The sequence below is a fragment of the Cupriavidus sp. 05L310 genome (assembly GCF_056398185.1).
In genome coordinates, this window is the sequence record NZ_JBFTOX010000093.1 from 1 (window position 1) to 22,764 (window position 22,764).

General features: G+C 66.5%; 24 protein-coding genes. 17 read left to right on the forward strand and 7 right to left on the reverse strand.

The annotated features are described in order from the left end of the window. On the reverse strand, positions 1–199 hold a 199-nt coding region (locus AC1DS6_RS39825), incomplete at its 3' end, for a hypothetical protein (RefSeq protein WP_477104563.1). Between the two features lie 154 nt (positions 200–353). On the opposite strand from AC1DS6_RS39825, the gene AC1DS6_RS39830 reads away from it, so the two are divergent. After that, positions 354–1,775 (forward strand): MATE family efflux transporter, encoded by a 1,422-nt coding sequence (locus tag AC1DS6_RS39830; RefSeq protein ID WP_441633528.1) that lies wholly within the window; start codon positions 354–356, stop codon positions 1,773–1,775. Positions 1,776–1,778: 3 nt separating this feature from the next. On the opposite strand, the gene AC1DS6_RS39835 is transcribed toward AC1DS6_RS39830, so the two are convergent. Then, entirely contained in the window at positions 1,779–4,154 is a 2,376-nt protein-coding gene (locus tag AC1DS6_RS39835) for a DNA polymerase II (protein ID WP_477104564.1), read from the reverse strand. 211 nt (positions 4,155–4,365) lie between these two features. Here AC1DS6_RS39835 and AC1DS6_RS39840 point away from each other — a divergent pair, with 211 nt between their 5' ends. The 3 genes from AC1DS6_RS39840 (at position 4,366) to AC1DS6_RS39850 (ending at position 7,364) form a co-directional block, all read left to right on the forward strand. Then, on the forward strand, positions 4,366–5,055 hold the full coding sequence (locus AC1DS6_RS39840) for an HAD family hydrolase (protein ID WP_441633532.1): 690 nt from the start codon (positions 4,366–4,368) through the stop codon (positions 5,053–5,055). Between the two features lie 213 nt (positions 5,056–5,268). Further along, positions 5,269–6,861 carry a zinc dependent phospholipase C family protein gene (locus AC1DS6_RS39845; protein ID WP_441633534.1) on the forward strand — a complete coding sequence of 531 codons (1,593 nt, stop codon included), beginning with the start codon at positions 5,269–5,271 and terminating at the stop codon, positions 6,859–6,861. Positions 6,862–6,950: 89 nt separating this feature from the next. Further along, entirely contained in the window at positions 6,951–7,364 is a 414-nt protein-coding gene (locus AC1DS6_RS39850; RefSeq protein ID WP_051649119.1) for a DoxX family protein, read from the forward strand. 288 nt (positions 7,365–7,652) lie between these two features. Here AC1DS6_RS39850 and AC1DS6_RS39855 read toward each other — a convergent pair whose 3' ends face one another. Beyond that, a complete protein-coding gene (locus tag AC1DS6_RS39855) occupies positions 7,653–8,999 on the reverse strand; it encodes a DUF1214 domain-containing protein (protein ID WP_477104565.1) in 1,347 nt (448 codons plus the stop codon). A 317-nt stretch (positions 9,000–9,316) separates the two neighbouring features. Here AC1DS6_RS39855 and pqqA point away from each other — a divergent pair, with 317 nt between their 5' ends. The 5 genes from pqqA to pqqE all read left to right on the forward strand — a co-directional run bounded on the left by pqqA (position 9,317) and on the right by pqqE (position 12,513). Continuing rightward, the gene (gene pqqA / locus AC1DS6_RS39860) at positions 9,317–9,391 is read left to right on the forward strand and encodes a pyrroloquinoline quinone precursor peptide PqqA (protein WP_081862393.1); all 75 of its coding nucleotides are present in this window, start codon (positions 9,317–9,319) and stop codon (positions 9,389–9,391) included. 78 nt (positions 9,392–9,469) lie between these two features. Next, a complete protein-coding gene (gene pqqB / locus AC1DS6_RS39865) occupies positions 9,470–10,384 on the forward strand; it encodes a pyrroloquinoline quinone biosynthesis protein PqqB (RefSeq protein WP_441633538.1) in 915 nt (304 codons plus the stop codon). Next, positions 10,381–11,094: a pyrroloquinoline-quinone synthase PqqC gene (gene pqqC / locus AC1DS6_RS39870; RefSeq protein ID WP_441633540.1), complete on the forward strand. Its 714-nt coding sequence runs from the start codon at positions 10,381–10,383 to the stop codon at positions 11,092–11,094. Before pqqB ends, pqqC begins: the two co-directional genes overlap by 4 nt. A 41-nt stretch (positions 11,095–11,135) precedes the next feature. After that, positions 11,136–11,381: a pyrroloquinoline quinone biosynthesis peptide chaperone PqqD gene (gene pqqD, locus AC1DS6_RS39875; protein ID WP_035872850.1), complete on the forward strand. Its 246-nt coding sequence runs from the start codon at positions 11,136–11,138 to the stop codon at positions 11,379–11,381. Then, entirely contained in the window at positions 11,353–12,513 is a 1,161-nt protein-coding gene (gene pqqE, locus AC1DS6_RS39880) for a pyrroloquinoline quinone biosynthesis protein PqqE (protein ID WP_441633556.1), read from the forward strand. The genes pqqD and pqqE overlap by 29 nt, the downstream gene beginning before the upstream one ends. On the opposite strand, the gene AC1DS6_RS39885 is transcribed toward pqqE, so the two are convergent. After that, positions 12,494–13,456 (reverse strand): LysR family transcriptional regulator, encoded by a 963-nt coding sequence (locus AC1DS6_RS39885; protein WP_441633542.1) that lies wholly within the window; start codon positions 13,454–13,456, stop codon positions 12,494–12,496. The two genes, pqqE and AC1DS6_RS39885, sit on opposite strands and share 20 nt — an antisense overlap. 121 nt (positions 13,457–13,577) lie before the next feature. Between AC1DS6_RS39885 and AC1DS6_RS39890 the strand changes: the two genes are divergently transcribed. The 7 genes from AC1DS6_RS39890 (at position 13,578) to AC1DS6_RS39920 (ending at position 18,864) form a co-directional block, all read left to right on the forward strand. Further along, positions 13,578–14,408, forward strand: coding sequence for a dioxygenase family protein (locus AC1DS6_RS39890; RefSeq protein WP_441633543.1), 831 nt, complete (start codon positions 13,578–13,580; stop codon positions 14,406–14,408). 47 nt (positions 14,409–14,455) lie between these two features. Next, a complete protein-coding gene (locus AC1DS6_RS39895) occupies positions 14,456–15,154 on the forward strand; it encodes an alpha/beta hydrolase (RefSeq protein WP_441633545.1) in 699 nt (232 codons plus the stop codon). A gap of 51 nt (positions 15,155–15,205) precedes the next feature. Next, positions 15,206–15,637 (forward strand): rubredoxin, encoded by a 432-nt coding sequence (locus AC1DS6_RS39900; protein WP_477104566.1) that lies wholly within the window; start codon positions 15,206–15,208, stop codon positions 15,635–15,637. Between the two features lie 95 nt (positions 15,638–15,732). Beyond that, on the forward strand, positions 15,733–17,391 hold the full coding sequence (locus AC1DS6_RS39905; RefSeq protein ID WP_441633549.1) for an FAD-dependent oxidoreductase: 1,659 nt from the start codon (positions 15,733–15,735) through the stop codon (positions 17,389–17,391). Positions 17,392–17,442: 51 nt separating this feature from the next. Beyond that, positions 17,443–17,655, forward strand: coding sequence for a hypothetical protein (locus AC1DS6_RS39910; RefSeq protein WP_082095261.1), 213 nt, complete (start codon positions 17,443–17,445; stop codon positions 17,653–17,655). 49 nt (positions 17,656–17,704) lie between these two features. Beyond that, positions 17,705–18,151, forward strand: a complete 447-nt coding sequence (locus tag AC1DS6_RS39915) for a MarR family winged helix-turn-helix transcriptional regulator (protein ID WP_441633551.1) — start codon at positions 17,705–17,707, stop codon at positions 18,149–18,151. 248 nt (positions 18,152–18,399) lie between these two features. Continuing rightward, complete coding sequence (locus tag AC1DS6_RS39920) at positions 18,400–18,864, forward strand: DUF4126 domain-containing protein (RefSeq protein ID WP_477104567.1); 465 nt, start codon at positions 18,400–18,402, stop codon at positions 18,862–18,864. Between the two features lie 25 nt (positions 18,865–18,889). Here AC1DS6_RS39920 and AC1DS6_RS39925 read toward each other — a convergent pair whose 3' ends face one another. After that, positions 18,890–19,153, reverse strand: coding sequence for a hypothetical protein (locus tag AC1DS6_RS39925; protein WP_035872706.1), 264 nt, complete (start codon positions 19,151–19,153; stop codon positions 18,890–18,892). A 337-nt stretch (positions 19,154–19,490) separates the two neighbouring features. Here AC1DS6_RS39925 and AC1DS6_RS39930 point away from each other — a divergent pair, with 337 nt between their 5' ends. Beyond that, on the forward strand, positions 19,491–21,203 hold the full coding sequence (locus tag AC1DS6_RS39930; RefSeq protein ID WP_441634049.1) for an MBL fold metallo-hydrolase: 1,713 nt from the start codon (positions 19,491–19,493) through the stop codon (positions 21,201–21,203). 91 nt (positions 21,204–21,294) lie between these two features. Here AC1DS6_RS39930 and AC1DS6_RS39935 read toward each other — a convergent pair whose 3' ends face one another. Together AC1DS6_RS39935 and AC1DS6_RS39940 are read right to left on the reverse strand one after the other, a co-directional pair. After that, entirely contained in the window at positions 21,295–21,861 is a 567-nt protein-coding gene (locus tag AC1DS6_RS39935) for a TetR/AcrR family transcriptional regulator (RefSeq protein WP_035872693.1), read from the reverse strand. Positions 21,862–22,161: 300 nt separating this feature from the next. Next, a partial coding sequence (locus tag AC1DS6_RS39940; RefSeq protein WP_477104568.1) for a copper resistance protein CopQ occupies positions 22,162–22,764 on the reverse strand: 603 nt, incomplete at its 5' end.

A 22,764-nucleotide genomic window follows, 5' to 3' on the forward strand; every position in this document is an offset into this window, starting at 1 on the left:
AATGAGACCTTGGCCGTGATCGCAACACGTATCCATCGCGTGCGGCCGGATCGCGCCAAGCCTCGTCCGCCTCGCCACAAACCTCATCGACATGCTGCTTATAAGGCCTGTTGATGCCTAATTGTTGATGCTTAACTTGGGTGGATTGGACCGCACCCGCGGTGAAAGCCGGAACTGCAAATGGTCGCGCGACTTTCACGATGAGCTATCAGTAACAGGGCAAGCGGCCCGCCGCATCGGCGGGGTCGCCCCTCCCCACGCGGCTGCGGCGAAACGACACCACGTCGCGAAACGCCCGGACCGCAATAGCCACGTTCCCGGCCGGCACAGTGGATAGCAGTGGATAGACCATAATGGCGGTCGCCCCAAGCATCCAGCTTCCGCCCCGCACCGTGCCAGACGCCGATAGCCCCTCTTCCTGTCCCGCCAACAGCCCGTCGGGCGTGGCCCCGCCCCTCCCCGTTTCCGGCTGGCACCGCCGCGTCCTGTCACTGGCATTCCCCATCATCCTCGCCAACCTGACGCAGCCCATCCTCGGCGCGGTCGACAGCGCCGTTGCCGGCCACCTGCCGGACCCGGCCTACCTGGGCGGAGTCGCCGCGGGCGGGTTGTTCTTCAGCTTTGTGTTCTGGGGTTTCGGCTTCCTGCGCATGGGCACCACGGGCCTCGTCGCGCAGGCGTTCGGCGCCCGGGACGGCGCGGCGCTGCGCGCGACGGTGGTACGCGCGCTGCTGCTGGCGGCTGTCATCGGCGCCGGCGTCCTGGCGGTGCGGATGCCGCTGATCACGACCGCGCTAGGACTGATCGGCGGCAGCGATACCCTCCAGCACCACGCGCGCGCCTACAGCCACGCGCGGATATGGGCCGCGCCTTTTGCATTGTGCAACTATGTCGTGCTGGGCTACCTGCTTGGCTGCCAGCACGTGCGGCTCGCCTTGCTGACCCAGCTGTTCATCAATGCGGTGAACATCGCCGCGGTGCTGCTCTTCGTCTATGTGTTCGACTGGGGCATCGCTGGAATCGGCGCCGCCACCGCAACCGCCGACGCGTGCGGCTTCGTGCTGGGCGCCGCGTTGCTGTGGCGGCTGCGTCCCCGCGGCCTGCCGCCGCTGCGCTGGGCGGCCATCGCCCACGCGCACGAGCTGCGGCAACTGGTCTACCTCAATCGCGACATCTTTATCCGGACCCTGTGCCTGATCGCCAGCTTTGGCTGGTTCGCGCATGCCGGCGCCAGGCAAGGCGACGTCATCCTCGCGGCCAATGCGCTGCTGCTCAACTTCCAGACCTTCATGGCGTACGCGCTGGATGGCTTTGCGCATGCGGCAGAAGCGCTGGTCGGAGCGGCCATCGGCACGCGGGACCGCCACGCATTCCGGCGCGCGGTCCGGGTCACGATGATCTGGGCGGTGGTCGGCGCGATGGGTTTTTCGCTCGTTTATGCCTGCGCCGGCGAATGGATCATCGCGTGCCTGACCGACCAGCCGGCGGTGCGCGACGCCGCTGTGCGCTTCCTGCCGTGGGCGGTCGCGTTGCCGCTGGTTTCGGTCTGGGGTTTCCTGCTGGATGGCGTCTTTATTGGCGCGACCTGCACCCGCGACCTGATGCACTCGATGGCGCTCTCGTTCGGGGCGTTCATGCTGGCCGCGGTGACGCTGGCGGGGCCGTTCGGGAATGACGGATTGTGGGCGGCGCTGTTGTTGTTCATGGCAGTGCGCGGGATCACCCTGGCGCGGGTGCTGCCGCGCATCGAGGCCAGCCGTCTGGGCAGTTGCTGACCGTCAGAACAACGCCCTTTGCCGCGTCACCAGGGTCTCGAACGCGTCGCCCAGGAAAGGCAATATGGCATCGGCCACCGGCTGCAGCTGCCGGCTCAGGTAATGCTCATAATCGATCGCGGAGCGCCGCGTCTCAAGCGGCTCCGGGCCCGCGACGGTCATCACATAGCTGATCCAGCCGCCGTTCTGGTACTGCAATGGCCGCCCTTCCTTGCGATTGAATGCATCGGCGACGCGCGCCGCGCGGACGTGCGGCGGCACGTTGCGCTGGTAGTCTTCCAGGGTCCGGCGCAGCCGCTTGCGGTACACCAGCAACGCTTCGAACTCGCCGTTCAAGGTGCGGGCAACGTAGTCCTGCACGTACTCCCGGTACGGCTGCTTCTTGAAAATGCGCTGATACAGCTCTTGCTGGAATTGCTGCGCCAGCGGCGTCCAGTCGGTGCGTACCGTCTCCAGGCCCTTGTAGACCATTTCCTCGCTACCGTCCGCCTTGGCGACCAGCCCCGCGTAGCGCTTCTTGCTGCCCTGCTCGGCGCCGCGCACGGTCGGCATCAGGAAGCGGCGGTAATGGGTCTCGAACTCCAGTTCCAGCGCGCTTTGCAGTCCGAACTGCTGTCGCAGATGCTGCTGCCACCACTGGTTCACATGCTGGACGAGCATGCGGCCGATCTTTGCGGCCTGTTCTTCCGAGTGCGGCTGTTTCAGCCAGACAAAAGTGGAATCGGTGTCGCCGTAGATGACCTGGTAGCCCTGGGCCTCGATCAGTTCGCGCGTCCGGTGCATGATCTCGTGCCCGCGCATGGTGATGGAGGACGCCAGGCGGGGGTCGAAAAAGCGGCAGACGCTCGATCCCAGCACGCCGTAGAACGCATTCATGATGATCTTCAGCGCCTGCGACAGCGGCTTGTTCTGCTCGCGCTTCGCGGCCTCCCGGCCTTGCCAGATCTGGCTGACGATGGCGGGCAGGCAGTGCTTTGTGCGCGAGAAGCGCGCGCCGCGGAAGCCCGGCACCGAATTCGCGTCCGATGGGTCGTCCAGCCCTTCCACCAGCCCGAGCGGATCGATCAGGAAGGTGCGGATGATCGAGGGGTACAGGCTCTTGTAGTCCAGCACCAGCACCGAGTCGTACAGGCCGGGTTGCGAATCCATGACGAAGCCGCCGGGGCTCCCTCCCTCCGGCACCTCGCCCAGGTTCGGCGCCACATAGCCCTGGCGGTGCATCAGCGGCATATACAGGTGCGTAAAGGCCGCGACGGAGCCGCCGCTGCGATCCGCGGGCAGCCCCGTGACGGCGGCGCGTTCCAGCAGGAAGGTCAGCAACTCGGTCTTGGCGAAGATTCGCGTCACCAGCTCGCAGTCCTTCAGGTTGTAGCGCGCCAGTGCCGGCTTGTCCTCGGCGAAGCGGCGGTCGATTTCCGCCATCCGCTGATACGGGTTGTCGATGGATTTCCCCTCGCCCAGCAAGGTCTGGGCGACGTTCTCCAGGCTGAAGGACGGGAAATTCCAGGTGGCGGACCGCAGTGCCTCGATGCCGTCGATAATCAGGCGGCCGGCGGCGGAGGCAAAGAAATGGTTCTCCTTGAACCCGTGCTCGCGCCATTCGAGCAGGCTGCCGCCGCGGCCGAACGCCAGCGGAACCTGATAGCGGTCCGCGTGCTTTTGCAGGACGCGCAAATCGAACTGCACCACGTTCCAGCCGATGATGGCATCGGGATCGTGCACCGCCAGCCATTGGTTCAGCTTTTCCAGCATCAGCGCGTGGGTGGCGCAGTACTCCAGGCCGAAGTCGAGCCCGCTGTCGTCGCCGTTCGGCGGCCCGAGCATATACACCTGGCGCTGGCCGCAGCCTTCGAGCGCGATGGAATACAGATCGCCGTGGGCGGTGGTTTCGATATCCAGCGACACCAGCTTCAGCCGTGGCCGATATTCCGGCGCCGGCCTCATCTGGCTGTTGAGCAACGGGCCATTTTCTCCGGACTCACCGGATTCGCCGGCAAACCATACCGGCGCGGTGATGAACCGCTCCATCAGGTAGCGTTCCGGGGGACGGATGTCGGCCTCGTAGACGCTGACGCCGGCCTCCTTCAGCTGCCTTTCCAGCTTGATCAGCTGGCGATGCTGCTGGCAATACAGCCCCAGTACCGGGCGGCGGTGGAAATCGCGCAGCGGCAGTTCGCGCAGTTCGGCCTGGCGCTCGCCATGCAAGACGATTTCGGCCATCTGGCGGTGTTCGGCGGGGATGAACGCCACCGAAGGCTGCGGGGCCAGGCGGATATGCCGCGGGCCGCTATCGGTTGCCAGCCAGAACTCGACCTCCGTGCCGGCGGGCGTATCGCGCCAGTGTCGAGTCAGAAGAAAACCCTGTTGTCGTTGCGCCACCTGCTGCCTTTGAGAACCTGCCGAACCTGGGGCGGCTATTTTACTGGTCGTTGGAGGCCGGGCGGCATTGTCAGGATGAGTCAGTTGACAGCCCCGGATTCAGGACGATTTGGTGCAGCGCACTTGCGGCAGCTTCCACGCGCGCCCGCGCCGACACCGTATCATGTGCGTGATTTTGCCATTCCCGACTTCATCGTTACCCGTACCGCACATGCAACTCGTACTGTTTGACCTTGACCACACCCTGATTCCCTTCGACAGCGGCTCCACCTGGCTGCGCTACCTGATGCAACTCGGTGTGCTGGACGAAACCGAATTCGCCCCGCAGAACCAGCGCTTCGCCCAGGACTACGTCGACGGCAAACTGGATATCCACGCCTTCCAGCGCTTCTGCATGTCCTTCCTGGCCCGCTACGACCGCGGCGATCTGGAAGCGTGGCGCAGCGCCTTTATCGCCAGCATTGCCGACCGCATCCCGGCGCCGGCACGCGAACTGGTGGACCAGCATCGCGCCGCGGGCGACCTGTGCTGCATCGTGACCGCCACCAACGACTTCGTCGCGCGCGGCTTTGCCGACAGCTTCGGCGTGGAGCACCTGGTGGCCTCGCAGGCGGCCACCATCGGCGACGGCCCGCTGGCCCGGTTCAGCGGCGAGATGATCGGCGTGCCGAGCTTCGGCGCCGGCAAGGTGGGGCGGGTGGCCGACTGGCTCGCCGCGATCGGGCGGCGCTGGGAGGAATTCGAGCGCACGCTGTTCTATTCGGATTCGCTCAATGACCTGCCGCTGCTGGAACATGTCAGCCATCCGGTCGTGGTGGCGCCGGACCCGCGCCTGCGGGCCATCGCGGAGGAACGGGGCTGGCCCGTTGCCGAGCAGGCCGGGCCGCTGGTTGTTGCCTGACTGTGGCGCGTGTAGCGTCCGCGCCAGTGCGGCAATGAGCCAATCGGTCGCGACGCCCACCACCGCCTCGTGATCCGGGCGCTTCAGCAAATGGGCATTTTTTTGCGCATTGCGCGCAGGTCTGCCGCCGCCTATAAATAAGTGCCGGGTGTTGCCCTTCCATGCTGCCCGCATCGCGGCCGATCACGGCCGGCGTGTCGCAAGGAGCCCGTCATGCACCCGTCACGTCTCAACGCCTGTCGCCTCGTGACCATCGTCTGGCTGTGCTTTGCGACGTGCCAGCCGGTCTGGGGCTACGGCTGGACGGGGCACTGGCGAGTCATGGAAGCGGCATGGCCGTCGCTCAGCGCCGGCCTGTGCGACGGCCAATCCGGTCAGCATACCTTCAAGCCTGGCGCGCTGGACCTGACCCGGCAGGAAATCGCGCTCGCCGCGGGCCTGGGCGCTGTCATCGGCGATATCGGCTACATCACCCAGGGCACCGAACAGTTCAGCGACCTGATGCACTACGTCGGCACCGGCAACTACATCGACAACCTCGTCAAGACGACTTGTGAAAAGTACGGTGGCGATCCGGCCATGATCGCCTTCCTCGCGGGGGTGCGATCCCACTACTGGGCGGATCGTGTGGGACATCACGAGGGCACCAACGTCGCCGTGGCTACGCTATCGGCCAAGAACCACGACAAGGCATTGACGCGCGTCGCCTACGAGATGGACATTGCCATGCACAAGCGGCTCGAACTCGGGGCTTTTTCCGTTTACGACCTTCGCTACGGCACCATCCGCGTGGCTACCGGTTTTATTGTTGGCGGCAGCGAGAGCCGCCTCGTCGAGCGAGCGAGATACGTGCTGGCCGTGGCCGCGGAGATGACCTATGGCAAGGCGGGCGCGACGCTGGTGCCAGGCTACGCCACCATCCTGATCTTCCTGTACCACGTCAGCGACAGCGTCTGCCAGACCGCCCACGCGACGTACGGCGAAGGTCCCGCGCGGACCGCCGACCTGCGCGCGATGCTCGACGCGTGCAGGAAGATGGCGCAGACCGTCAAGCCCACCGGCGCGCAGAAAGACCCCGCCTCCGACCAACTGGCCGCCGAGGGCATCCAGTTGGCCAACCGCGCCGGTCTGGAAACGATTTACGAGGCTTCGATCGACAAGGTCACGGTGGCCTTGCGCCACGCGGGCAAGGGACTGCTCGCCAACTACAACCTCGATACCAACCTGCCCTCGGTCGGAGGCCAGTACGCGCATGCGGACGTCGCCTATCGCCGCCTCGGTGCAGCATCCGGTGACCGCTGCGATCCGGCGCATCCCGAGGCTATCGTGACCGGCGCGCTACGTGACTGGCATGGCTACCAGGCCGCCGGGGTCTGCGTGCGCCACGCCGCCAGCGAGGCGATGCGGACCCTTTCGTGCGCCGCGCGCCCGCCGTCGGCCGCGCTGGCGTTGATCGAACGGTACTGGCTGTGGGATCTCACGCTGCCGCCGCGGCCGGGTGGCGCAGCAGCACCGGCAAGCGCGGCAACGCGTGCGGCAACGGCGGCACAGACGACACCGGCCTCCGCCGTCCAGGCCAATTCCTGCCGGCCAGCGAACTTCCGATGGCACCAGACCACTTTTCGCCTGGACGCGCAATGCCTGCTCGGCGCCGAGCCGCCGGCCCGCGCCATTGAGCTCATGCTGGCCTGCCCGGCGGCGCGCAATGGCCGCACCAGGTTGCAGCCGGACGAGGCGCTCGACCGCTTGCGCCTTGCCCCGCGGGAGTACTCGCCGCTGGACCCCGCCACGGGCCTGTACCGCTGATGTCGATCAGCGCCTGCCGCCGAGGCTGGCCGAGTGAAGTCGTTCGATGAATTTCAAGTTTCTTCCTCTGTCGATATCCGAGAATCATCATGGCCACGTCCACAATTTCCCTCACGCCCACGACCGTTTCGCGACTGTACGCTGTCGGCCGCGCCCTTCTTGGCTCTCTCTTTCTGATTTCGGGGTTATTGAAGATCGGCAGCTTCGCGGGCTACTCCGCGTGGATTGCCAGCGCCGAACTGCCGCTGCCGGGCCTGCTGCTGATACTAACCATCGCGATCGAAGTCGGCGCCGGCCTTACCCTTGCCACGGGCTGGAACGCGCGATGGGGCGCACTGGTTCTTGCGCTGTTCCTGGTCCCCACGACCCTGATCTTCCATTGGTTCTGGCGCGCCGATCCCTCAGACGTTGCAAACCAGCTCAACCACATCCTGAAGAACGTCTCAATCCTGGGTGGCATGCTGGTTGTATTCGCGATCGAATCATCACGCAGGCAGAGATGAACCGTTGACTGAGCGTTGGCTGAGCCATGCAGAGTGGCCTGATCGCCAGCTTCACTCGCGCCTGAAGGCTTGCCACCACGAAACACCTTGAGTAGCGCCGGCAGCAATTTGTGCAGTACCTTCGCCATGGCGGCTTCGTCGATCATCCGCCCCGGCTGAACGCGGGGGGCAAAGCCGTTGCCGAGCGACCGCTGGCGGCGCCGGCATCATGGACGTCCTCGTGCGCGTAAGCGGCTGGTGCAAGGCCGGGCTCCTGCGAATCAGGCGCCTCCTCCCCCTCGCGGCGGCTCAGTTTCGTCTGACCAGCGGGGCCGGGAACCACTCGCCGGACAGGATAGCCTGGTCCGGCCCGTAAAGGCGGAACGTCAGGTTGTAACCCTGTCCCCTGGGAGTCGGCAGCCAGTTGCCGTCCGGTGCGCCGTCCGGCCTGGACGGCGCGAAGTACAGCGTCAGCGAACCGTCCTTCCCGTAGCTCAGCCTGGACTGCTTGTTGATCAGGAACCGGTTCTTGGGATTCGGGATCACGCGAAAGTCCCTGGAATCCACCGCGATCACCGACCAGAAGTACTTCACGTGGCCAGCGGGCAGGTCGGCCTTGGCAAAGGTGATGGTGTACGCGTTGCCGCCGTCCAGCCGGGCGCCTGTCCCGTCGGTATCTGTCTTGAAGTACACCACCTCATCGGTGCTGTTGGCCCAGATGCCAGCCATATCGATACGGGTGCGGGTCCGGTAATCGTCTCCGTACTTGCCAATCGTGCTGGGCCGGTTCCAGCCGTTCTTGATGGTGCCGGCAGTGGAAAACGACTTGAGGAATCCCGGCAGTGTTTGCTCGCGGATGACCTTGTCCACCCGCGCGCGTTCGGCGGGGTTGCCCGCCACCGCGGCGCTCACTGCGCGTACCTTGGCCCGGACATCGCCCATGCCCGGATTGATGTCCGGCTCGCTGTCCAGCGCGATGGCGGCCGAGTCGAAGGCTTCCACACCGGGCAGCGTGTCATTGCTGAAAACCGGGGTGGCGGGAATCGGGGCGATCTGCGGCGTGCCGGTCATCCGGATCGTGATCTGTCGCTGCAGGGCGATGGCTTGCTTCTTGTCCGCGCCCAACTCCACTCTCGCCAGCACGCGCGTTGCCTTGCCCGGCAGGTCGATGCGCTTCGCATCCGGTGGCAGTGGCGCGGTGGCGCCTTTCAGGCACATCGCAAAATTGCCGCCGGGATGGCCGGGATAGTTGCGTTCGTTGATGTTGGCGACTGTCTCCCCCCACCCGTTCAGGAACTGGACCGTGTAGTAGCGCCCCTTGATGCGCGGTACGTTGACGACCGCGCAAGTCTTCTCGTCCACCGCGATCCAGGCCTCGCTGTAGGCAACATCCAGGTTCGGATTGGCCCAGGAAACGCCGCCCACATCGCGGTGCAGGATCTGGTTCCACTGGAAACCGTCTTTCTGGAAGTCAAGTTGCTCCTGGCGCAGGACAAGCAGGCGGCCCAGCAGGTAGACGTAGGCATCGTTGACGTCCTGGTCCGGCACCATGCCCGCGGCTGGCTCACCCTTCGGCGCACTGCCGCACCCAGACAGGCCGGCCAGCATGGCGGCGGCCAGCACAACCGCGGCGACGGGACGAGATGAGTGATCCATGACTTACTCCGCTCCAGAAAAGCGACTGATGAAATGCCCGAAGTGTCTGAAGTGTCCTGAGGGGTGCCATTTGCACACCGTACACTTTCGCTGGCCGGTGGGTAAAAGTGAATTAAAAATATTGCGCGAGCGATCTACGTAACTTGGATGCCGAGGCCGTCTGTCCCGCCCGACCGGCGGGGCAAGCCATGGTTGCATGATGCAGCAGCCACAAAAGTGCGATGCCGCACTTAACCGAAATCCGGCCCGATGTCCCGCCGTTACCTCTGCATGAACTATGCTGTACTTGCCTACCCCCGATCTGAAAGGAGCCGCCAATGACCTGGACCACTCCCGCATACATCGATATGCGGTACGGATTCGAAATCACCATGTACATCGCCAACCGCTGACCGGCGGACGGCGGAATCCGCGAAAGCCCGCTGTCCAGCGGGCTTTTTCCTTGGCTCCGGCTGGACAGGCACCAGGCCATGACGACACTTCGGGTACTAGGTTCCGCCGCTGGCGGCGGCTTTCCACAATGGAACTGCAACTGTTGCAACTGCGACGGCCTGCGCCGCGGCACCATCGCCGCCACGGCCCGCACGCAATCCTCCATTGCGCTGACCGAAGATGGCATCCACTGGCTCCTCGTCAACGCCTCGCCGGACGTCCTGGCCCAGATCCGCGCCACCCCGGCCCTGCAGCCAGCCCGCGCGGTGCGCGACACCGGCATCGCCGCCGTATTGCTCATGGACGCGCAGATCGACCACGTCACCGGCCTGCTGATGCTGCGCGAGCACCGCAGCGCCCTGCCCGTCTACGCCACGCCCCCTGTGCTGCGGGACCTGTCCGAAGGTTTCCCGCTGTCCCGCATCCTGTCCCACTACTGCACCCTGGAAACCCATCCGCTGCCGCTGGACGCGAGTGCCTTCACCGTGCCGCCGCTAGCAGGGCTGACCTTGCATGCGATCGCGCTGGACAGCAAGCCGCCGCCCTACTCCCCCAACCGCGCCGCGCCGCAGCGTGGCGACAATATCGGCCTGCGCATCGTCAGCGCCGGTGGCAAGCGCGTGTTCTACGCCCCCGGACTGGGCAGCGTCGAACCGCATGTGCGCGCGGAACTGGCCCGGGCCGACGTGATCCTGGTCGACGGCACCTTCTGGACCGACGATGAAATGCGCCGGCTCGGCCTGTCGTCCAGGCTCGCCAGCGACATGGGCCACCTGGCGCAGTCCGGCCCGCACGGCATGATCGCGGCACTGGACGAAGCGCCGGCAGCGCGCAAGATCCTGATTCATATCAACAACACCAACCCGATCCTGGTGGACGACTCCCCGGAGCGCCGCGAACTGGCGGCGCACGGGATCGAGGTGGCCTACGACGGCATGGAGATCGCCCTGTGACGCCCGCAGCACGCCCCCAACCGGTTTCCCCCGAGGAACGCGCGGCCTTCGAAGCGCGGCTGCGCGGACTCGAATCGCGCTACCACATCCATCACCCCTTCAACCGGCGCATGGCCAGCGGGCAATGCTCGCGCGAGCAGATCCAGGGCTGGGTGGCCAACCGCTTCTACTACCAGGTCAATATCCCGCTCAAGGATGCCGCCATCCTCTCCAACTGCCCCGACCGCGAAACGCGGCGAGAGTGGGTGATACGCATCCTCGACCACGACGGCACCGCCACCGAGCCCGGCGGCATCGAAGCCTGGAGCCGGCTCGGCGAGGCTGTGGGGCTGACGCGCGAGGCACTCTGGTCTCAACGGCTGGTGCTGCCCGGCGTGCGCTTCGCGGTGGATGCATACGTCAACTTCGCCCGGCGCGCTCCCTGGCAGGAGGCCGTGTGCTCCTCGCTCACCGAGATGTTCGCGCCCGCCATCCACAAGGAACGGCTGGCCGGCTGGCCGCAGCACTACCCCTGGATCGAGGCCGAGGGGCTAAGCTATTTCCGTACGCGCATTCCGCTGGCGCAGCGCGATGTCGATCACGGCCTGCGGGTCACACTGGACTATTTCCGCACACCGGCCGAACAGCAGCGCGCCACGGAAATCCTGCAGTTCAAGCTCGACATCCTGTGGTCGATGCTGGATGCCATCGAAAAGGCCTATCCCGTATGAACGCCCCCGCCACGCCCGTCACCCCCGAGACCGCTCCCGCCATGCCACGGCTCGACACGCTCTATCGCCTGCAATGGGAAGAGGCCCAAAAGGCATGGGTGCTGCTCTATCCTGAAGGCATGGTCAAGCTGAACGACAGCGCCGCCGCCATCCTGCAGCGCTGCGACGGCGCCCATACGCTCGACATGCTGATCGACGAACTGCAGACGTCCTTCGGCGTGCAGGGCATTGCCCCCGAGGTGCGCACCTTTGTCGAACATGCCTGCGAACGCGGCTGGCTCGTCTGAACCGGGTCCGCCGCTGTGGCTGCTGGCGGAGCTGACCTACCGCTGTCCGCTGCACTGCGCCTACTGCTCCAACCCGGTCGACTACGTACGCTACGGCCCGGAACTCGACACCGCGCAATGGCGGCGGGTCCTGGAGGAAGCACGCGCGCTCGGCGCCGCCCAGCTTGGTTTCTCGGGCGGCGAGCCGCTGGTGCGCGACGACCTGGAAGAACTGGTCGGCCATGCCCGGCAACTGGGCTTCTACACCAACCTGATCACCTCCGGCGTGGGCCTGACGGACGCGCGCCTGGGCGCGCTGCGCGCGGCCGGGCTCGATCATGTCCAGCTTTCGTTCCAGGACGCCACGCGCGAGATGAACGACTTCCTGTCGGGCACCCGCACCTTCGACCTGAAACAGCGGGTGGCAAAACGGATCAAGGCGCATGGCTACCCGATGGTGCTCAACTGCGTACTGCACCGGCATAACCTGGCCCACGTCGGCACCATCATCGACATGGCGCTGGATATGGGCGCCGAATACCTGGAACTGGCCAATACCCAGTACTACGGCTGGGCCTGGGAGAACCGGCTGGCGCTGATGCCGACCGAAGCGCAATTGCGCGAAGCCGAAGCGGTAGTGGCGTCCTACCGCGCCAGGATCGGCAAGCGTTGCCGCATCCTGTTCGTGGTGCCGGACTATTTCGAGACGCGGCCCAAGAAATGCATGAACGGCTGGGGCTCTGTGTTTCTCGGCATATCGCCTGACGGCGCCGCGCTGCCCTGCCATGCCGCGCGCATGCTGCCCGGCCTCATCCTGCCGAACGTGAGCACGCAATCGCTGCACGACATCTGGTACCACAGCGATGCTTTCCAACGCTATCGCGGCACCGCGTGGATGCCGGAGCCGTGCCGGTCCTGCGGCGAGAAAGAGAACGACCTCGGCGGCTGCCGCTGCCAGGCCTACCTGCTGACGGGCGATGCCAACCGCACCGATCCCGTTTGCGACAAATCTCCGGACCACGCCACCGTGCGCGAAGTCGTCCTGCACGGACGCCTTGCCGCCCACGGCCAGTTGCAGGCCACGGCGCACGAGGCGCCGCTGGTGTTTCGCGCGGACGCGGCGTCCCGCCGCTTCAGCGAATCGGGCCGCTAGCGAGGGGGCGTGACAGGCCGCCTCGCCCTACTCCCCCCTCTCCCCCGTCTCCCCACGACACATCCCGAAACGCCTCCACCAGGTAATCCACCAGCCGGCGCACCTTGAGCGGGAGCTGTTTGCGCGTCGGGTAGACCGCGTACACGCCGAGTTCGCTCGCCCGGTATTCGGGCATCAGTTCGACCAGTGCCCCGCTGCGCAGGTCTTCCTGCAGCATGAAGCTCGGTTGCAGCATGATGCCGCCATGGGCCAGCGCAATGGCGCGGCAGGTGTCGCCGTTGTTGGTGTACACACGGGCGCGCGTGCCCACGCTTACCTTGCCGTCCGGGCCATCGAAATGCCATTCGTCGCGGCCGGACCAGTTGGTGTAGGCGAGCACGCGATGCTTCGCCAGTTCCTGCGGATGCGCTGGCGCGCCGTGCCGCGCCAGATAGGCGGGCGATGCGCAAAGCATCATGCGCGTGCTGGCCAGCTTGCGGCTGATCAGCGCGGAGCTTGGCATGTCGCCGATACGCACCGCGAGGTCGTAGCCTTCATCGACGAGATCCACCACGCGGTCGTTGAGGGTGATGTCCAGGTCGACCTGGGGATACACCTGCATGAATGCGCTCCAGAGCGGCGCGAGATGCATGATGCCGAACGTCAGCGGCACATTGATGCGGATCAGGCCGCTGGGCTCCTGCGTGCGCGAGGTGATCTCGGACTCGGCATCGTCGAGTGCGGCCAGCACCTCCTTGGCGCGCTGATAGAAGATCCGCCCCTCCTCGGTCAGGGACAGCCGGCGGGTGGTGCGCTGTAGCAGGCGCACGCCCAGGCGCTGCTCCAGCGCGTCCACATGGCGCGAGACTGCGGCCTTGGACATGCGCAGGCCTTCCACCGCGCCGATAAAGCTGCCGGCCTCGACTACGGCGGCAAACACACTCATTTCCAGGGCCCGGTCCATGCGCTACGTGTCGGCTTGCGCCTGATTGTCTCGATTACCGGGACTATATATCACGATGAAGGCTATTTATCATCGCCAGTCGAATCAATAGACTGGAAGTTTTCGAGATGGGACTTCCGCCATGTCAGCCGCTACTCCTCTTCCCGTACTGTTCGTCTCCCATGGCGCGCCCACCTTCGCCATCGAGCCGGGCCTTGCCGGCCCGCAACTTGCCGCGCTGGGCCGCGCGCTGCCGGCCGCCGAGGCGGTGCTGGTGGTCTCGCCGCACTGGATGACGCGGGGCGGCGTGCGCGTGACCGCAAGCCCGCTGCCCGAGACCATTCACGATTTCGGCGGCTTTCCGCGCGATTTGTACGCGTTGCGCTATCCCGTGGCCGGACACCCCGCGCTGGCCGCGCGCGCGGCGGAACTGCTTGCGCAGGCCGGCTACCCTGCCAGTCCGGACCCGCAGCGCGGGCTCGATCACGGCGCGTGGGTGCCGCTGCGGCACCTGTATCCCGAGGCGCAGGTGCCGGTGTTCCAGGTATCGCTGCCGCAGCCGCTGGACCCGGCGGGCGCGCTGGCCTTTGGCCGCGCCCTGGCGCCGCTGCGCGGCCAGGGCGTGCTGATCGTCGGCTCCGGCAGCATGACGCACAACCTCTACGAGTTCCGCGGCCACGGCGGCGGCGATGCGCCCTATGTGGCGCAATTCACCCAATGGGTGCGCGAGGCCACGCGCAACGCCATGCGCGATGGCGATGTCCAACCGCTGATCGACTACCGGCGGCTGGCGCCGCACGCCGAGCGCGCCCATCCGACCGACGAGCATTTCCTGCCGCTGCTGGTGGCCATCGGCGCGGCGGCGGCGGGCGAACCGCTGCAGGTGATCGACGGCGGCATTACGTACGGCATCCTGTCGATGGAATCTTATGTGATCGGCCAATACCGGCACGACCAACCCGTGGCGGCCTGACCGGTGCCACGCTCCTTCAAGGCAAGCGTTACCAGACCCGAGATGACATGAACACCACCAGCAACGACATCAGCCCACTGACCCAGGACGCCGCAACGGGCCTGCGCTATCGCCTGCGCAACGCGGTGCCGGACACGACGCCGGCAGCGCGGCTGCTCCTTCTGCACGGCGTGGGCAGCAACGAGACCAGCCTCGCGGCGGTGGCCACGCGTATCGATCCGCGTGTCCAGGTGGTACTGGTGCAAGGCCCGCTGACCTTTGCGCCGGACCAGTATGGTTTCTTCGAGGTCAGCTTCCATGGCGGCGCGCCCGCCATCAACGCCGCCCAGGCGGAGCGCAGCCGCCAGCAACTGATTGCGCTGGTGCGCGCGCTGCGCGCGCAGGATGGCGCCCTGCCCGCGCGCACGGTGATCGCCGGCTTCAGCCAGGGGGGCATCCTCAGCGCCAGTGTCGGCCTGAGCGCGCCGACCGACGTCGCCGGCTTTGCCGTGCTCAGCGGCCGCATCCTGCCGGAAATCGAGCCGCATCTCGCACCGCGCGAGGCGCTTGCCGGGCTATCGGCCTTCATCGCCCACGGCGAGTTCGACAACAAACTGCCGGTTGGCTGGGCGGAACGCGCTGACCAGTGGCTGGATGCGCTGGGCGTTGCGCACCAGACCCGGCGCTACCCGATCGGCCACGAACTGAATGCGGATGTCGTTGCCGATTTCCGGCAATGGCTCGCCGGCGTGCTGTTTCCTGGCTGACCAGCATCCTGAGCGACACTACGCCCCCGGCGCAACCCCAATTTCATTGGCATGTACAAAAAAGGCACCGCAGTAGAGATCCAGTTTTCCCCTGACCGCCTGAATGACGGCGCGGGCGATCCGTATTGGATCGACCTGACGGCGGAAGAGACGCAACAGCTCCTTGCGCTGCTGCAGGCCCGCGTGGCCGCCGGCGGGCAAGGCACGTCGGCGCCGCTTGTCTTCAGCCTGGACGAGCCGGCGCAGGCGGATAAAACCGGGCCAGATGACACAGCAAGGCCCATTGAGGCTGCCTCGGCCACTGCCGTCGCCGGCGAATTCAAGCAATGGGTATGCATCATCTGCGGCTGGGTCTATGACGAGGCCGCCGGCCTGCCTGAAGAAGGCATCGCGCCCGGCACCCGCTGGGAGGACATCCCCGCCGGCTGGCGCTGCCCGCTGTGCGACGTGGGCAAGGAGGACTTTGCGATGGTCGAATTCTAAGCGGCGCCTTCCGCGCAGGCCTTGGCAATCTGGTTGTGCCCGCAACCATTTTGGTATATCTTGAACTGGTTGCGCACACAACCAGGAGACAAGACATGTACCAGCGCGAAGTCCACGCCGCATCCATGCCGGTGCTGAACCCCGATGGCACGGATGCGCCGCGGCAGGTCGTCATTGCCGGCGGCGGCCCGGTCGGGCTGGCGGTTGCGCTGGCTCTGGCCCGCCACGGCATCCCCAGCGTGGTGCTGGAGGCCGACGACGGCACCTGCGAAGGCAGCCGGGCCATCTGCATTTCCCGGCGCTCGCTCGAAATCCTCGATGCGCTCGGCGTTGTCGCGCCGGTCCTCGGCAAAGGGCTCGCGTGGGCCGGCGGCCGCAGCTACTACCGCAACGAGGAAGTGCTGCACTTCACCATGCCGCACGAGGCCGGGCAGGCTTTCCCGCCGATGGTGAATATCCAGCAGTACTACATCGAGCAATACCTGCTGAACGCCATCGCGCGCTACCCCGGACTGATCGAAGTGCGCTGGCAGAACCGCGTCACCGGCGTCGCGCAGGACGCCGGCGGCGTGACGCTGGCGGTGGCAGCGGGCGACACCGCCTACACCGTGCGCGCGGACTGGCTGGTGGCCGCCGATGGTGGCCGCAGCGCCGTGCGCGATGCGCTGGGGCTGTCGCTGCGCGGCATGCAGTATGAGGGGCGCTACGTGATCGTGGATATCGCCATCGACGCGCCGCGCGAGGTCGAGCGGCTGGCGTGGTTCGATCCGCCGTCCAACCCCGGCTCCACCATCCTGCTGCACCAGCAGCCGGACAAGGTCTGGCGCATCGATTACCAGGTCGGCGAACACGAGGATGCGGAGCAGGCGGTCAAGCCGGAAAACGTGCTGCCGCGCGTGGCCAGCCACCTGGCGATGATGGGCGTCACCGCGCCGTGGGAGCCGCTGTGGATATCGATCTACAACGCGAAGTGCCTGACGCTGGACGACTACGTGCACGGCCGCACGCTCTTTGCCGGCGATGCCGCGCACCTGGTGCCCATCTTCGGCGTGCGCGGCCTGAACAGCGGCTTCGACGACGCCTTCAACCTGGCCTGGAAGCTTGCGCTAGCCGTGCGCGGCAAGGCCTCGCACGGCCTGCTGCCGTCCTATTCCAGCGAGCGCGTGGCCGCCGCGCGCGAGAACATGCGTTTTGGCGCCAAAAGCACAGAGTTCATGGCCCCGCCCTCGCCCGCTTTCACCCTGATGCGCGAAGCGGTACTGGGGCTGTCCGCCAGGCATGCGGAACTGCGCTCGCTGATCAACCCGCGCCAGACGAGCCCCGCCACCTTTGCCGACTCGCCCATCGCCGCGGCGGATGACCCGGCCTTCGCCACCGGGCCAGCGCCGGGCGCCGCGCTGCCGGACATGCCGGTGCTCGACGCGCAGGGCATGCCGGCTTCGCTGCTCCACTGCCTCGGCACGGGCTTCACCGCCTTCTGCTTTGCCGGCGCCGGCCAGGATCCGGACGCCGTCGTGCCAGGGTTGCGCGAGCTATGCGCGGATGGCCTGGAACTGGACTGCCGCCTGATTGCCGGCGCGGCACCGGCGGCCGGCAGGCTGGCCGATCCGGACGATGCCGTGCGGCGCGCGCTGGACGCCACCGACGGCACGCTGTACCTGGTCCGCCCCGATGGCTATGTGAGTGGGCGCTGGAAGCATGCCCGCGCCAGCGATGTGCGGGATGCCATCGCCCTGGCCATGCGAATCGACTGAAGAAGATTGAACACGATTCAAGACGATTGAAGCGGAAAGACGGAGGACCGTATGCAAACCACCATGACCCCGACCGAACTCGATGAAATCTACACGGCGATGTGCTACCGCATGACAGCACTCGGCGAGCGCGATGCTTCCCTCTACCTGGCCCGGGTCGCACTGTTGGCGCTCAGCCGCCATGCTGGCTTCGCGGATGCCTCGCAACTGCTGCGGGAGGTCTCGGATAGCTTCGGCGGGCACAGCGGCGCTCTCCCCGAATGACGACGATGCAGGCATACTGCCCGCCTTGCCCTACCCGGCCCTGCTAACCATGACCAGCCCCAAGCCGTCGCTTTCCGACTTCGCCACCTATCGGCTGCACCGCATCGTCAAGCAGTTCGACCGCGGTATCGCGCGGGCATACACAGACGAACTGGGCCTGTCGCTGAGCGAGGCGCGGACGCTCGCCGCCATCGGCGAATTCGGCCCCTTCCTGGTGATCGATCTCGCGCGCTTCGCCAACCTGGACAAGAGCCAGGCCAGCCGCGCGGCCGATCACCTTATCAGGCAGGGACTGGTAAAGCGCGAACCGTCTCCGACCGACGGCCGCGCGGTGCTGATCTCCTTGTCCGCGACCGGCAAGCCGCTGTACGAGAAGATCATGCGGGTGGCTTCCGGCCGGCACGAAACGTTGATGTCCGCCCTCACCGCCCAGGAACGCGCCGTGATGGAGCGCGCCCTGGGCAAGCTGCTCGCGCAGGTCGAGACAATGTTGTGAAGACGGGGCGTCCCTTCTTCCACGGGACGCACTTCCGCCGCATGTGGGCTAGCGCACAGGCCGGCGCAAGGCGCCAGCATAAGCTCGTCGCGCGGCCCGTTCGAGGCGATCCCGTCCCCCGGTCCTTGTGCATGGGACGTGGGTCGGGTGACGAATGATTGCAGTCCGGATCTGCGTTGTCCCCGGTTCGCGCCAGCGCACCGGGCGTGGCTTGCGCCATTCGTCAACCTTGATCGAGGACAGACTCCATGACGCTCTACCTGCTCTCGCTGTTCATCGGCATCGTGGCCGGCCTGCGCGCCATGACGGCGCCCGCTGCCGTCAGTTGGGCGGCCGGCCTTGGCTTGCTGGATCTGTCAGGCAACTGGCTGGCCTTCATGGGTTACCGGTTCACGCCCTGGATCCTCAGCGTGCTGGCGCTGGCCGAGCTTGTCACCGACAAGCTGCCCGCCACGCCGAGCCGCAAGGTGCCGCAGCAGTTCGGCGCACGCATTCTCACGGGCGCCCTCGCCGGCGCGGCGATCGGGGCGGGCGGCGGCATGCTGGCGGGCGGTGCCATCCTTGGCGCCATTGGCGCCGTGATCGGCACGCTCGGCGGCGCGGCCATTCGCGCGCGCCTTGCGGCAGCGTTTGGCCGGGACCGGCCGGCAGCGTTGATCGAGGACCTGGTTGCCATGACCGGCGCCGTGCTGGTGGTCCTTTCGCTGGCCTAGCCGGCAGCGGCGGCGGGCCAGCGGACTACAAGGAATCAACCAGGCTTCTGATGACTTCCGCCAGCCGCGCGGCACGCGCACGCCCCTTCTGGTCCAGGTCCAGCGCGCCGCCCGCGGCCAGTGCCTGCAGCCCGAACGAAGCGTCGGTCATGTCGCGCCACGACGGGTGATCGGCGTGCATGGTCTCGAGCGCCTGCGCGCCCGCCACCAGGCGGTTCCGGTCCGGCTGCAGGCCGGCGGCCAGGTCTTCCAGTACCGCGGCTGCATCAAGCAGACCCTTTCGGTTCATATCGGCGTCTCCCCCAGTATCTGTCTGGTTTCGCCCCACCCGGCGCCTATCGCACGTCGGGCATGTATTGCATCTCAGGCGGGCCGAAACGGCTTGCAGCACCGCAAACAGTGCGCGCTGCTTCTCACCCCCTCGGCGGACACAGCGGCAGATCAGCGGGCGGGGTGATGCCAGCATCTTAATGGCCGGCGCCGTTCCAAGGCTGCCGCGGCACCTCCGTATCTACCCGCGTATCGGTAGCGCCCTTTTCCTGTCTCGCTTTCCCTCGGTGGCATAGCCGGGCGATGCCGCTACACTATCGCCTGAACCCAGCCAGTCAATCAGGAACCCGCCCCACATGAGCGAACAAGAACAGAGCGGAAGCACCCCCCCTTTGCGATCCCGATCCACCTCCCTGCGCCACGCGGCAAGCATCCTGGTCGTGCGCGATGGCGCGGCCGGCATGGAAGTGCTGCTGGTGCGGCGCCCCGAGCGCAACGACGACCGCAGCAGCGGCGCTTTTGTCTTTCCCGGCGGCACGCTCGATCCCCAGGACAGGGCTTTGCATGATGTCTGCGCCGGCCTGGACGACGCCGCGGCAAGCCAGCGCCTCAAGCTGCCGGACGGAGGCCTCGATTTCTACCTGGCGGCCGTGCGCGAGTGCTTCGAGGAAGCCGGCCTGCTATTTGCCAGCGATGCCGGTGGCCAGCTGATCGCGCTGGATACCCTCGACGCGGCGCAGCATGACTGGCTGCGGCAGTCTGCCCGGCATGGCGGCCCGGGCATGGCGCAGCTGTGCGAGCGCCTGAATGTGCGCCTGGCGGTGGACCGCCTGGCCTACCACAGCCATTGGCTGACGCCGCCCGGCCTGCCCAAGCGCTTCGACACGCGCTTCTTCGTCGCCGTGGCGCCCCCAGGGCAGACCGCCGCGCACGATGGCGACGAGGCCATGGAGCATATCTGGGTGCGCCCCGGCGATGCCATCGACCCGGCAAGCGGTATCAAGACCGTGCCCGTCACGCGGCGCACGCTCGCGTCCATTGCTCGTTTCGACACCGCGCAAGCGTGCTTTGACCATGCCGCGCAGTTGCGCGACATCGCGCGCATCATGCCTCGCCTGGCCCAAGGCAGCGGCGGCCCGCGCCCCGTCTTGCCGAGCGAGGCAGCCTATGCGGAGATCGAGCGCATCGACCCGCACGGCGAAGGACATGCACGCTACGAACTGGCGCCAGGTGTCGCTGTGCGCCTGTCCGAGCGCGTCTGGCGCGTCACCGCCAACAATGGCAGCGTCATGACCGGGCCCGGCACCAACACCTACTTTGTGGGCGATCCCGCGCGCAACGAGTGGGCGGTGATCGATCCGGGCCCCGACGATGAAGCCCATGTAGCCGCCGTGCTGGCAGCCGCGCCCGGGCCAATCCGCTGGATCCTCGCCACCCACACGCACATCGACCACTCGCCGGCGACGCCCCGGCTGAAGGCCGCCACCGGCGCCCCGGTGCTGGGCCGGCCCGCCCCGCCGACGTCGCGGCAGGACCAGACGTTCCAGCCCGGGCGCATCCTGGAGCACGGTGAGCGCCTGTCGCTGGGCAATGGCTGCACGCTGCGGGTGATCCACACGCCGGGGCACGCGTCCAACCACCTGTGCTTCCTGCTCGAAGAAGAAAAGACCTTGTTCACCGGCGATCACGTAATGCAGGGCTCCACCGTCGTGATCAATCCGCCCGACGGCGATATGCACGCTTACCTGGCCTCGCTGGCAGCCTTGCAGAATGAGGACCTGGAATGGCTCGCCCCTGGCCACGGCTTCCTGATGCCCAGGCCCGCCGATGCCATCCGTACCCTGATCCGTCACCGCATGCAGCGCGAAGCCAAAGTGCTCAACGCGCTGCGCGACCTGGGGGAAACCGATATCGACACCCTGCTCCTGCGGGTCTACGACGATGTGCCCGAACGCATGCTGCCAGTGGCAAAGCGCTCGCTGCTGGCGCACCTGCTCAAGCTGGCGCGGGACGGCCGCGCGCAGGAGTCAGGCGAGCATTGGAAGGTAGTGGCGGACGCGCCGGGCTGATGCGGCGGCGGATCTCCGGGCGGATCATCGGTTGCATCGCCCAAACAAAAAGCCGACCTCGAAGGGTCGGCTTTTTCATGTGCCGGCGTGCTTACTCGGACACCGAGGCCATCAACAGATCCGCCGCTGACTCCAGCCGTTCGGGCGCACCGAACAAGCGCGCAACGATCAAGCCGTTTTGCAGCGCACCGTAGATCACCTGCGCCAGCGCACGGGGCGTCACCGGGTAGACTTTGCCGTACTCGCTCTGGGCGCGTTCGATCAGGCCCATCAGCCAGTTTTCGTTCATGCGATAGAACTGCTTGAGCTCGGTATGGACCGACTCCGGCAGGCATAGCGTCTCGGTGGACAACATGCCTGCCAGGCAGATCTGGTCGCCGCAGGCCGCGGTGCGCAGGAAATTGAGGTAACCCTCCGCCTGCTCGCGCGGTGAAAGCGACGAATCCACACTACGCAGCCGCTCCGAGATGCGGGCGCTGTATTCCTTTACCGCCTCCAGCACAAGGTCGTCCTTGGCGGGGAAGTAATAGTGGATGCTCGAAGTCTTGACCCCGACCAGATCGGCCAGATCGCGGTAACTGAAACCATTGAAACCGCGCCGGCGGATCAGCACCAGCGTGTGTTCGAGCAGTTGTTCGCGTACGGATTGCGTTTTCATAGCGAGATCTTATCTATCTATTGATAGATCCTCAAGCCAAATTCGTGTGCATTCGCACAAGTTGCTCAACGCTCACTCAAGCCGGCAGCACTTGCGCCACTACCGTGATCAGAGAGCCGCTGGCCACGCAGAGGACCACCCAGCCAGCCAGGATCAGGAAGCTGTCCCGTAGGTTCATGATGCACTCCCATTCAAATGTCTAACCTTGTTTCATTCCCTGCCCCGGTCGCCGTTCAGGCGGTGGAACCGGTGCGAACCGGCTCCTCGCCCTGGCGATCCCGTTCCCGCGCTTGCCTGCGCTCAGACATTGGCGCCATCGGTGAACACATCGAACTTGCCGGCACGGGCGCCGTCGGTATAGGCATCCACGCTGCGGGCCGGCGAAGCCGACACGCCGGTGCGATCCAGGCCAGCGACGATGCGGGCGCCGTCGGTGTATGGGTCGGCCTTGCCGACACGAGCGCCTTCGGTGAACGGGTCGAACTTGCCGCTACGGGCGCCATCGGTATAGGCATCCACGCTGCGGGCCGGCGAAGCCGACACACTGGTGCGGTCCAGGCCGGCGACGATACGGGCGCCGTCGGTGTACGGATCAGCCTTGCCGACTCGGGCACCTTCGGTGAACGGGTCGAACTTGCCGCTGCGGGCGCCATCGGTATAGGCATCCACGCTGCGGGCCGCGGAAGCCGACACACCGGTGCGGTCCAGGCCGGCGACGATGCGGGCGCCGTCGGTGTACGGGTCAGCCTTGCCAACGCGGGCGCCGTCGGTGAACGGGTCGGCCTTGCCGCTACGCGCGCCGTCGGTGAACGCGTCGGGCGTGGCGCTGCGGAACACATAGCCGTACTTGTCGCCGGCGAAGCTGCTGTCCTTCGGGCCCGAGGCCTGCGCGGTGCCGGCAAC

Coding starts and splice junctions, on each gene's coding strand:
- AC1DS6_RS39830 (WP_441633528.1), top strand. CDS start 354: ATGGCGGTCGCCCCAAGCATCCAGCTTCCGCCCCGCACCGTGCCAGAC.
- AC1DS6_RS39840 (WP_441633532.1), top strand. CDS start 4,366: ATGCAACTCGTACTGTTTGACCTTGACCACACCCTGATTCCCTTCGAC.
- AC1DS6_RS39845 (WP_441633534.1), top strand. CDS start 5,269: ATGCACCCGTCACGTCTCAACGCCTGTCGCCTCGTGACCATCGTCTGG.
- AC1DS6_RS39850 (WP_051649119.1), top strand. CDS start 6,951: ATGGCCACGTCCACAATTTCCCTCACGCCCACGACCGTTTCGCGACTG.
- AC1DS6_RS39855 (WP_477104565.1), bottom strand. CDS start 8,999: ATGGATCACTCATCTCGTCCCGTCGCCGCGGTTGTGCTGGCCGCCGCC.
- pqqB (WP_441633538.1), top strand. CDS start 9,470: ATGACGACACTTCGGGTACTAGGTTCCGCCGCTGGCGGCGGCTTTCCA.
- pqqD (WP_035872850.1), top strand. CDS start 11,136: ATGCCACGGCTCGACACGCTCTATCGCCTGCAATGGGAAGAGGCCCAA.
- pqqE (WP_441633556.1), top strand. CDS start 11,353: ATGCCTGCGAACGCGGCTGGCTCGTCTGAACCGGGTCCGCCGCTGTGG.
- AC1DS6_RS39885 (WP_441633542.1), bottom strand. CDS start 13,456: ATGGACCGGGCCCTGGAAATGAGTGTGTTTGCCGCCGTAGTCGAGGCC.
- AC1DS6_RS39890 (WP_441633543.1), top strand. CDS start 13,578: ATGTCAGCCGCTACTCCTCTTCCCGTACTGTTCGTCTCCCATGGCGCG.
- AC1DS6_RS39895 (WP_441633545.1), top strand. CDS start 14,456: ATGAACACCACCAGCAACGACATCAGCCCACTGACCCAGGACGCCGCA.
- AC1DS6_RS39900 (WP_477104566.1), top strand. CDS start 15,206: ATGTACAAAAAAGGCACCGCAGTAGAGATCCAGTTTTCCCCTGACCGC.
- AC1DS6_RS39905 (WP_441633549.1), top strand. CDS start 15,733: ATGTACCAGCGCGAAGTCCACGCCGCATCCATGCCGGTGCTGAACCCC.
- AC1DS6_RS39910 (WP_082095261.1), top strand. CDS start 17,443: ATGCAAACCACCATGACCCCGACCGAACTCGATGAAATCTACACGGCG.
- AC1DS6_RS39915 (WP_441633551.1), top strand. CDS start 17,705: ATGACCAGCCCCAAGCCGTCGCTTTCCGACTTCGCCACCTATCGGCTG.
- AC1DS6_RS39920 (WP_477104567.1), top strand. CDS start 18,400: ATGACGCTCTACCTGCTCTCGCTGTTCATCGGCATCGTGGCCGGCCTG.
- AC1DS6_RS39925 (WP_035872706.1), bottom strand. CDS start 19,153: ATGAACCGAAAGGGTCTGCTTGATGCAGCCGCGGTACTGGAAGACCTG.
- AC1DS6_RS39930 (WP_441634049.1), top strand. CDS start 19,491: ATGAGCGAACAAGAACAGAGCGGAAGCACCCCCCCTTTGCGATCCCGA.
- AC1DS6_RS39935 (WP_035872693.1), bottom strand. CDS start 21,861: ATGAAAACGCAATCCGTACGCGAACAACTGCTCGAACACACGCTGGTG.